Origin of the sequence: Roseiarcus sp. (assembly GCF_052145395.1) — a bacterium.
Lineage (GTDB): Bacteria > Pseudomonadota > Alphaproteobacteria > Rhizobiales > Beijerinckiaceae > Roseiarcus.
Genome location: NZ_JBKQOT010000376.1, coordinates 1 through 9,568, shown reverse-complemented (window position 1 = coordinate 9,568; position 9,568 = coordinate 1). Strand labels below are relative to the sequence as shown.

The window sequence follows — 9,568 nt, the reverse complement described above, 5'->3', positions numbered from 1 at the left end:
GCCGTGGCGAAAACGGCCTCCGGATAGATCTGGACCGCCTCCTCGAGCGCCCGCCGCTCGTAGCGGCGGTAGGCGTTCTGGCCGTAGAGGCCGAGGATTTCCGCGGTGGTGCAGCCCGCCATCTTCTCGATCTCGCGGGTGAGCTCGATGAACGGAAAATCGAGGTCCTCCGCCAGCATGCCGCCAAGCGTCGATTTGCCGGCGCCCCGGAGGCCGATGAGGGCGATCCGCGGCGACCGCGCGCGCCCTCCGGCCGCATCAGCGCCCGTGCCCAGCAGCTCGCCGACGGCAACGCGCACGCGCCTAAGGGTCGCCTCGTCGCGATTTTCCAGCATCTCGCGCAACAGCAGCCATTCCGGCGACTGGGTGGTGACGTCGCCGAGCAGCTCCGCGAACGAGCAATGGAGCGCGCGGGTGACCTGCAGCAAAACCAACACGGAGGCGTTGCCGACGCCGTATTCGAGATTGGCGAGGTGCCGCTCGGAGACTTCGGTCGCCGCTGCGAGCGCCTTGCGGGTCATGCCGCGCCGCGCCCGTAACGCCCGCACCCGCTCGCCGAGGGCGATCAAAAAGGGGTCCTTGCGCTCGCCCTCGCCCTCGCCGCGCCCCGCGGGCGGCTCGAGCGCCGCAACCTCTCCCGATGGCACTATAGTGCTTGACATGAATGGTGCACGCCCATATCCAGTTAGGTAGGCATGATATTGCATCACCCCGAACGCGGGCAAGCCCGCCCCTGTGACACGATGTCCCCGACCTCCTTGACCCCGGAAACCCTGCGAGCGACGATCGCCGACCTCGCCGCAAAAATCGCCGGCCGCCCCCTCGACGGCGACCTCGATGGCTGGCTCAACCGCGAGCACGGACCCGGCTCGGCGATCTACGAGACACTGAAGGCCCATTGCGCAGCCGGCGCGGCGGAGGGTTGGCTCTGCAACCGAGAGGCCGGAGGAATCCGCTACGGACGCATCCTCAAGCCCGCACCGGACCTCTCCGGCTTCTCGGTCGACGTGGTCGACATGACGAACGTCGCCGGTCCGCATCACGTCCATCCGAACGGCGAGATCGACTGCGTCATGCCGGTCGAGGGCGAGGCGCTGTTCGACGGCCGCGGCGCCGGCTGGGTCGTCTATCCCCCCGGCAGCGCCCATGAGCCGACGGTGAGCGAAGGGCGCGCTTATGTGCTTTATCTGTTGCCCGAGGGCAGAGTTCAGTTCACCTGAATCTCCGAGGCGAAAGACCGGGAGGAGACGATGAGCGCGAGCGTCGAGGCGCCGCCGGAGGCGTTCAATTTCGCCCGGCATATGCTGGAAGCCAACGCCGGCCGTCCCGACAAGGTCGCCTTCATCGACGACGAGCGGCGGCTCACCTACCGTGAGCTCGACGAGCGCGTCCGCCGCTTCGCCGGGGCGCTGAGGGACGCCGGTGTCAAGCGCGAGGAGCGGGTGCTCATTCTGATGCTCGACGGCTGCGACTGGCCGGTCGCCTTCCTCGGGGCGATTCTCGCCGGCGCCGTGCCGGTCGCGGTCAACACGCTGCTCACCGCCGACGATTACGCCTACATGCTCGAGCACGCGCGCGCGCAAGCCGCGATCGTCAGCGGCGCGGTGAAGCCGGCGCTGAAAGCCGCGCTCACCAAGTCCGACCACGAGGTCCACAAGGTCGTCGTCTCGCGTCCGACCCAGCCGCTCGAATTCGGCGAGGTCGAGTTCGAGGCCTTTCTCGATCGCCACGCGCCGCTCGCGCGGGTCCCCCGGACCCATGCCGACGATCCGGCCTTCTGGCTCTATTCGTCGGGCTCGACCGGCCGCCCCAAGGGCGCGGTCCATTCCCACGCCAACCCCTATTGGACCGCCGAACTCTACGGCAAGACGATCCTCAATCTGCGCGAGGACGACGTCTGCTTCTCGGCGGCGAAGCTCTTTTTCGCCTACGGGCTCGGCAATGCGCTGACCTTTCCCTTGTCCGTCGGAGCGACGGTCCTGCTCATGGGCGAGCGGCCGACGCCGGACGCCGTGTTCCGACGCTGGCGCGGCGAGGTCGGGAACGTCAGGCCCACGGTCTTTTATGGCGCGCCGACCGGCTTCGCCGGCATACTCGCGGCGCCCGGCCTGCCGAAGCGCGAAGAGGTCGCGCTGCGGCTCGTCTCCTCGGCGGGCGAGGCCCTGCCGGCCGAGATCGGCGAGCGCTTCCGGCGGCATTTCGGCGTCGATATCATCGACGGCATCGGCTCGACCGAGATGCTGCACATCTTCATCTCCAACCGGCCAGACAAGGTGCGCTACGGCACGACCGGCTGGCCGGTGCCGGGCTACGACATCGAACTGCGCGGCGAAGGCGGGGGGCCGGTCCCGGACGGCGAGCCCGGCGACCTCTACATCCACGGACCGTCCGCCGCGCTCATGTACTGGGGCAATCGCGAGAAGACGCGCGAGACCTTCCAGGGCGGCTGGACCAAGGCCGGCGACAAATACGTCCGCAATGCCGACGGCTCCTTGACCTACGCCGGCCGCACGGACGACATGCTCAAGGTCAGCGGCGTGTACGTGAGCCCGTTCGAGGTCGAGGCGACCCTCGTCCAGCACCCCGCGGTGCTGGAAGCCGCGGTGATCGGCGTGCCCGACGCCGAAGGGCTGACCAAGACCAAGGCGTTCGTGGTGCTGAGGCCGGGCGAACACGCCGACGACGCCGAGCTGAAAACCTTCGTCAAGGACCGGCTGGCGCCTTACAAATACCCGCGCGCGATCGAGTTCGTGGCGGAACTGCCGAAGACGGCGACCGGCAAGATCCAGCGCTTCCGCTTGAGAGAGATGGAGCGCGCCCGCATATGAGCGAACCCGCTGTTCCCCGCCCCGCTTCGACCATCCTCTTGTTGCGCGACGGCCCGGCCGGGCTCGAGACCTTCATGGTCGTGCGCCATCACGAGATCGACTTCGCCTCGGGCGCGCTAGTCTTCCCGGGCGGCCGAATGGAGACGGCGGACGAGGCGCTCGCCCGAACCGTCGCGCCGGACGACCCGCTCGCTTCCTTCAAGGTCGCGGCCATCCGCGAGGCGTTCGAGGAATGCGGCGTGCTTCTGGCGGGGGCGGAGGGCGAAGACAGCTTCGTCCCGGCCGCGCGTGCGGCCGCGCTCGACCGCGCGGCGCCCTTCGCGGACCTGATGGCGCGCGAAAAACTCGCGCCCACGCTCGACGCGCTCGTCCCCTTCGCCCACTGGATCACGCCGGACTTTGTGGCGAAGCGCTTCGACACGCATTTTTTTCTGGCGCTCGCGCCCTCCGACCAGGCGCTCGCCCATGACGGCCGCGAGGCGGTCGACTCGGTCTGGATTTCCCCGCGCGAGGCGCTGGCCGAGCACGGCAAGCGCTACAAGCTTCTTTTCCCGACCTTCCGCAATTTGTGGAAGCTCTCGGCCCACGCCGACGCGTCTTCCGCGCTCGCCGCCGCCCGAGCGGCCCCCGTCGTGACCGTGCAGCCGGAAAAGATTACCGTCGACGGCGGCCCCGGCCTGAAGATTCCGGCCGAGGCCGGATACGGCGGCGAGGCGTTCTCGGTCGTCGGATTGCTCTGATCGCTTTGGCCGCTCCGTCGCCGGGCTCGTCTTTTCCGAGTCGGTTTTCAGCCTTTTCAAGGACTTGCAGCGACTTTTCCGAGCCGATGATTCTCTGGCGGCGGGACTGGGCCGGATCGCGGAGCTTGGCGCCGTCCGACGGCCGATCCATGCAGTCTTGGCGCCGCACGACCGATTTCAAAGCCTTAGGCGCCTTCTTCTGTCACTTTCATAGGGCGGGGTCAGCGACCGCATCCGACAACATGCGCGGCATGAAGGGCGTCTGCGCAAGACGGGCCCCGGCGCTGGCTTCGCCGCCCTGGCGAGGCGCGTCAGTTTTCGCGCTTTCAAACAGCAAGGCGGCGTTTCTTGTCTAACTTCCAACTCACCGCCAACTTTGGAAGCGTACCATATATTCCGATAATTAGAAAAATTTTCTTGGCGCTCTTGACTTATCAGATCGATGGACCGCGCCTCACCCGAGCCCACCTTTCTCCCGGAGGAAGACGATCACGTCATCGACCCCCTCCCCTGTCTTCATGTTGGTCATCACGAACGGCCGCGTCTTGCGCTGGGTCTTGGCGTCGCGGGCCATCACGTCGAGGTTGGCGCCGACGTAAGGGGCGAGGTCGGTCTTGTTGATGACGAGCAGGTCCGAGCGGGTGATGCCCGGCCCCCCTTTGCGCGGGATTTTTTCGCCGCCCGACACGTCGATGACATAGATGGTCAAGTCGGCGAGTTCGGGCGAGAAGGTAGCGGCGAGGTTGTCGCCGCCCGATTCGATCAGAATCACGTCGAGGTCCGGGAAGCGCTTGCGCATGTCGGCGACGGCCGCGAGGTTGATCGAGGCGTCCTCGCGGATGGCGGTGTGCGGGCAGCCTCCCGTCTCGACGCCCATGATGCGCTCGGGGGGCAGTGCGCCGGCCTCGACCAGAATGCGCGCGTCCTCCTTCGTGTAGATGTCGTTGGTGATCGCGGCGACGTCGAGCTTGTCCCTGAGCCGCTTGCACAGCTGCTCCATCAGCGCCGTCTTGCCGGAGCCGACCGGCCCGCCGACGCCGACGCGGAGGGGTTGCTTTGGGGAGGTCATGTGCGGTCCGTTCGATCCCAGTGTGCGAATCTCATCCAAACCATCGCCCGCCAAGAAACAAGCGCGTTTCGGCTGCGTCGGCGTTTGCCCGGAGTAGTCCGGAGCTGCGGACGCTTGCTTGCGCGCCCCTGTCAATCTGATACGCTCGCCCCGCTGGTCCGTCGAAAACATCCATAGCCGAGAAGGGCCGCTTCATAAACGGGCCAGGAAGCGTTCGGGTCGGGTTTGGATGTCGCCAGGCGCTAAGCGCCGACCCGTCCGCCAGAGAGGGATTCGGCCATGGCGAAGGACCACGAACACGACCACGAGCGCCACGAACACGAGGACCCCGAGCGCCACGGCCCGCGGCCGGCGCCGGGCGAGATCGGCGATCTCCTCAGGACGCTGATCGAAGTTCAAGTGGCCAACAACGAAATGCTCGCCGGCCTCACCCGCAAGCTCGACCGGGCGATCTGCGTTCTCGAACACATTTCCCGCAACACCTGCGAGACGCTGAACGAGGTCGCCGCGCTCGCGGACTGCAAGGAGCCTTGCGAGCCCTGCGAACCTTGCGCCCCGCCGGAGGCGACCTGCTGCGGCAAGCCGCCGGCGGAAGGCCCGAAACCCTGTCCGCCGCCGGAGAAACACGAGCCGCCGTGCAAGTACGAACCCTGCGAACCGGGTGAAGAAGCCGGCGGATCGGACGTTTCGAAACCCGGCAGCGCGCCGCCCCAGCGCACCTTCGGCGCGCCCTATCCGCCCGTCGTCAGACCCGAAAACCCCACGATTCGAGCGAACGGCTTCCGGGCGCCCAGAATCCCACGAGGCCCGTTTCGCGGATTTTTGACGCCGGGCGCCGTCCACGCGCCGCTGAATTTCTCCTCAGGGGGCGCCGGCGGCGCAGGGGGCGACGACCCGGTCGTGTTCGGCGTCTACACCAACTCCGGCAGCGTCGCGTCTCCGCAATCGACGGTGGCCGCCGATATCAGCGGCGCCCAGAGCGGCAATATCGTGCTCGCCACCGGGAACTGGTACATTCTCTATTCCTTCGATGGCGGCGGCACCTTCACGACCCTCGACCCGACGACCGTCTTCGACAACACGGCCGACGGCGGCTTCTGTTGCGACCAGATCGTCCAGTATGTTCCGAGCATCGACCGCTTCATCTGGCTCATGCAGTTCAACCCGGGCGCCGACGGCAAGAACCGCCTGCGCGTGGCCTCCGCCAGTCCCGAGAGCGTGCACAGCAGCAAATGCACGTCCTGGACCTACTGGGACCTAACCTCGGACGCCCTTGGCATCGTCACGACCGCGGCCGACGCGAAGAACGGAATCCACAACCTCGACTACCCGAACATCTCCGTTGGGACGAACTATCTTTACATTAGTGTCGACAATTGGTCGGCCGGGCGGATCGTCGTGCGTATCTCCCTGTCCGACATCTCCGCCGGGGGCACGATCAATTTCCGTTACACCGACTGGTCGAACGGAGGCGTCGCCTACGGGAGTCACGTCACGCAAAACACCGGCGACGAGGCTTACTGGGCTGGCAACAAGAACAACAGCACTTTGACGGTCTTCAACTGGAACGAGAACTCGACGTCCTACTCGTGGCGGGACGTCGGCGTGAACAACTGGCCGAACGGAACCTTGAGTTCGACCGGCGCCAGCGGCGCGGACTGGCTGACCAAGGCGTCGAGCTTCCCGAATGCCGGCGTTATCGGGGCCACACGGCGCAACAATGAAATCTGGTTCGCCTGGATGGCCAGTTCCGGGACCGGCGCGCCCGGCGGATTCAACTTCCCGAACGCGAACGTCCAGGTCGTCAAGATCGATCCCACCAACAATTACCAGCGCATCGACCAATTCCCGATCTGGAACAACGACTACGCCTTCGCCTACCCTGCGCTGGCGACCAACAGCCAAGGCGAGGTCGGCATCGCGCTCGCCTGGGGTGGCAAAACTTTTGACGCCAACAGCGCCGTCGGCATCCTCGGCGACTTCGTCGTCTGGTACCCCGAGGCCAGCACCTTCTCGACGACGCGTTGGGGCGACTTCGTCACGGCGCGGCAGGCCAGTCCTCAGACAGGGCTGTTCGCCGGCTTCGCCTACGCGATCCTCAAGGACACGACCACCACCGCCGGCTACCGTTTCGACCCCTACTACCTGTTGTTCGGCCGCAACTCGATCATCAACCCCGGCGGGGGCGCCAATCCCAAGTAAGCCAAAGGGCCGGTCGCAGCCGGCCCGACACGCCGCACAACGGGTCAAGAGAAGGAGGGTTTGCGACGCCGCGGCCCGATCGGGGCCGCGCCCGGCCGCGTCAGCTCTTCGCCGGGGCGCCGCTGAGACGACGAAGCCGCCGCCATTCCATCCGCGCGATAAAGATCGCGACGAGGGCGAGCGCGCCGCTCGCCGCGACGATCGCCCATTCATCCTCGCCTGACCCTCGATCGGGGTCGGCGCCGAAGACCAGCTCGATCCAATCCGGCCACAGCAAGGTCACGGCGAAGATTGCGGCGAAAACGGCGGCCAGCGCTAATTCCAGTGTCAGGCACGTTTTGGGTGACATGGACGCCCCAATTTTTTCCACTTCTCGCGGCCGCCCCCGGTCCACCCGGGATCATCGCGCGACAACGGAAGGTAGGCGCCAATGTCGAGAGCTGTCAATGACGCGCATCTGCCGACCGCAACACGCACGGCTCCGGCAACCCTCCTCGATCGGCCGAGGCGATCGGCGGCAGACGCTACGCGCTCACGACCGGAACAACCGCGAATATTGCGTCTCGTGGCGCATCGAGGCGATATCGGCGCGGAAGGCGCACGAACCCAAGTCGGCGACGGTCGAGCTCGCCGCCTCGCGGGCGAGGGCGCGGAGGCGCGGAATGAGCGTCGCCTGGATTTTTTGGCCGTCGGTCTGGCCGATCGGCCCAAGGCGCACCACCGCCGAGACGGCCGCCGCGACCTGCGCCAGCACGAAGGCCTGAAGGCTCGCCTCGAGCGGCAGGCCGTGACCAGCGGCGGCCGCAGCGACGGCGACCGGATAGGCGACGCGCTCCGCCTCGGCGAGCCGCCGCAACGGCTCGCAATCCCACGCGTTGCGGGCGGCGGCGACGAACGCCGCGCCCTGCGCCGTCGTCTCGAGCCGCCGCTCGGCCGAACCCGCGAGCGCAATCGCGAGGTCGTTCGTCTCGACAAGGGCTTCCCAGTCCTCCGCCTCGGCGACGCGAAAGCTTTCCGCGAACAAGACCGCGTCTGCGCGCGGCGCGCCGAAGGTCAAGAGTTCGACCAGCCAGCCGCCGAGCGAGCGCGCGTCGCGCACGTCGCCGTTTTCCACCGCCCATTCGAGGCCCTGCGAATAGGCGAAAGAACCGACCGGGAAGGCCGGCGACAGCCACAGCATGAGCGGCAGGAGGGACGCCTCAATGTCGGCGGGGGCGGACGGGCTAGAGCAAGGCACCATCGGGGCGATCCGGCTCGACGGGGGCGATCTCGTCCCCCCTTGTGGGGGAGGTTGGGAGGGGGGTCGCGCCACACCTTTCCGTTCTTGCAGTCGTAGAGGGCGTCTGCACGCGACCAAAGGCCGGCGCGACCCCCCACCCCGACCCGCCCCCACAAGTGGGGCGGCGGCGCCGCCGCCCGAACGCGAGTTCGCTCAAACCGCTCTTGTCAATGGCCATGGTCATGGGAATGGTCGTGGCCGTGATCTTGGTCGGGATGATCGCAAGCGCCATGATCGTGGTCGTGATCATGACGAGTGTGGTCGTGGCCGCGCCCGCGCCCCTGACCATGATGAGCGTGATCGTGACCATGATTATGCGCATGATCGTGAGCGTCATGCCCGTCAGCGTGCGCGTCCGCCTGCACATAGGCGCCGCCTTCCGGGTTGAACGGCGCATCGACTGGGATGACGCGCGCCCCGAGGCCCTTGGCCATGTCCTCGATGACGGGATCGCGGCGGATGCGCAAAGCTTTCGGGGTCATCTCGGTCGGCAGATGGCGGTTGCCGAGATGCCAGGCGACGCGCATGAGCGCGAGCGTGTCGGCGGCCTTGATCTCGGCGAGCGGTTCGGGCGAGGCGACCACTTCGACGATGCGGCCGTCCTCGAGCCTCAGGCCGTCGCCGCCGCGCAGCATCGCGGCATCGGGGAGGTCGAGCAGGAAGGCGAAACCGCCGACCCCGGTCATGACGAGGCGGCGGCGGTAGCGCTCGTCGAACTCCAGCACGACGCTGTCGACGGGCGTTCCCATCCAATGCCCCGCCGGAAGCACCTTGTCCGCCCGCAGCATCACCGTTCCTTCCCCTCCGCTCCGCGCCCGCCAGCATGGACGAGGCGCCGCGCAAACGCCAGCCGGCCTGTAAGCCGGGTTCTGTATGGCCGGGGCTTGCACCCCGACGTGACGGCCATTCCTCTGGGACGCCCGTCGCCGGGCGCCTCAAGCAACCAACCCGAGCGACCGGGCCAACGGACAAGGCCCCGCGGCGAACGCGCCGCGCGTCGCTCCTATTCGGTCTTGCTCCCGGCGGGGCTTGCCGTGCCGCTGGCGTTGCCGCCCGCGCGGTGCGCTCTTACCGCACCCTTTCACCCTTGCCGTACGCTTTAAGCCTAGCGGCCTCGCGATCCGGCGGTTTGCTTTCTGTGGCGCTTTCCCTGGGGTCGCCCCCGCCGGACATTATCCGGCGCCGCATCCGTATGGAGCCCGGACTTTCCTCCGCCCCTTCGACAGGCTGAGGGCGGCGGCCGTCCGGCCGACTGGCGGATGAGGCATATGTGGCCGGGGCGGCGGCGGTCAAGCATTAATCGGACGCGGCGGATGGAAAACGCGCCGGGGCCTCGGACCGGGGGAACCAACGGCATGACTCGTTCATTGAAGCTTCACTCGAATTATGGAAGTGTGGCGGCAGCGGCAGGTGAGCGCTCCGGCGCCGCGCTCCGACTTTTGGGCGATAG

9 protein-coding genes and 1 other RNA gene are annotated in these 9,568 nt (G+C 67.4%); 4 read left to right on the top strand and 6 right to left on the bottom strand.

Annotated features, from left to right (window positions below):
• The coding region (locus ACLP25_RS12520; protein WP_442469520.1) for a helix-turn-helix transcriptional regulator at positions 1-662 on the bottom strand (662 nt) is incomplete at its 3' end.
• Between the two features lie 96 nt (positions 663-758).
• Between ACLP25_RS12520 and ACLP25_RS12515 the strand changes: the two genes are divergently transcribed.
• The 3 genes from ACLP25_RS12515 to ACLP25_RS12505 are packed head-to-tail and all read left to right on the top strand — an operon-like array spanning position 759 to position 3,568.
• Complete coding sequence (locus ACLP25_RS12515; RefSeq protein ID WP_442469519.1) at positions 759-1,220, top strand: 4-hydroxylaminobenzoate lyase; 462 nt, start codon at positions 759-761, stop codon at positions 1,218-1,220.
• A 30-nt stretch (positions 1,221-1,250) separates the two neighbouring features.
• The gene (locus tag ACLP25_RS12510) at positions 1,251-2,828 is read left to right on the top strand and encodes a benzoate-CoA ligase family protein (protein ID WP_442469518.1); all 1,578 of its coding nucleotides are present in this window, start codon (positions 1,251-1,253) and stop codon (positions 2,826-2,828) included.
• The gene (locus ACLP25_RS12505; RefSeq protein ID WP_442469517.1) at positions 2,825-3,568 is read left to right on the top strand and encodes an NUDIX hydrolase; all 744 of its coding nucleotides are present in this window, start codon (positions 2,825-2,827) and stop codon (positions 3,566-3,568) included. Before ACLP25_RS12510 ends, ACLP25_RS12505 begins: the two co-directional genes overlap by 4 nt.
• A 454-nt stretch (positions 3,569-4,022) precedes the next feature.
• Here ACLP25_RS12505 and ureG read toward each other — a convergent pair whose 3' ends face one another.
• Entirely contained in the window at positions 4,023-4,637 is a 615-nt protein-coding gene (gene ureG / locus ACLP25_RS12500; protein WP_442469516.1) for an urease accessory protein UreG, read from the bottom strand.
• 279 nt (positions 4,638-4,916) lie between these two features.
• Here ureG and ACLP25_RS12495 point away from each other — a divergent pair, with 279 nt between their 5' ends.
• On the top strand, positions 4,917-6,839 hold the full coding sequence (locus ACLP25_RS12495; RefSeq protein ID WP_442469515.1) for a hypothetical protein: 1,923 nt from the start codon (positions 4,917-4,919) through the stop codon (positions 6,837-6,839).
• 100 nt (positions 6,840-6,939) lie between these two features.
• Here ACLP25_RS12495 and ACLP25_RS12490 read toward each other — a convergent pair whose 3' ends face one another.
• The 4 genes from ACLP25_RS12490 to rnpB all read right to left on the bottom strand — a co-directional run bounded on the left by ACLP25_RS12490 (position 6,940) and on the right by rnpB (position 9,374).
• Positions 6,940-7,188, bottom strand: a complete 249-nt coding sequence (locus ACLP25_RS12490; protein WP_442469514.1) for a hypothetical protein — start codon at positions 7,186-7,188, stop codon at positions 6,940-6,942.
• A 183-nt stretch (positions 7,189-7,371) separates the two neighbouring features.
• A complete protein-coding gene (locus ACLP25_RS12485) occupies positions 7,372-8,079 on the bottom strand; it encodes an urease accessory protein UreF (RefSeq protein ID WP_442469513.1) in 708 nt (235 codons plus the stop codon).
• Between the two features lie 206 nt (positions 8,080-8,285).
• On the bottom strand, positions 8,286-8,906 hold the full coding sequence (locus tag ACLP25_RS12480; protein WP_442469512.1) for an urease accessory protein UreE: 621 nt from the start codon (positions 8,904-8,906) through the stop codon (positions 8,286-8,288).
• A 54-nt stretch (positions 8,907-8,960) separates the two neighbouring features.
• Positions 8,961-9,374, bottom strand: an RNA gene (gene rnpB, locus ACLP25_RS12475) — RNase P RNA component class A.
• Positions 9,375-9,568: the final 194 nt, after the last annotated feature.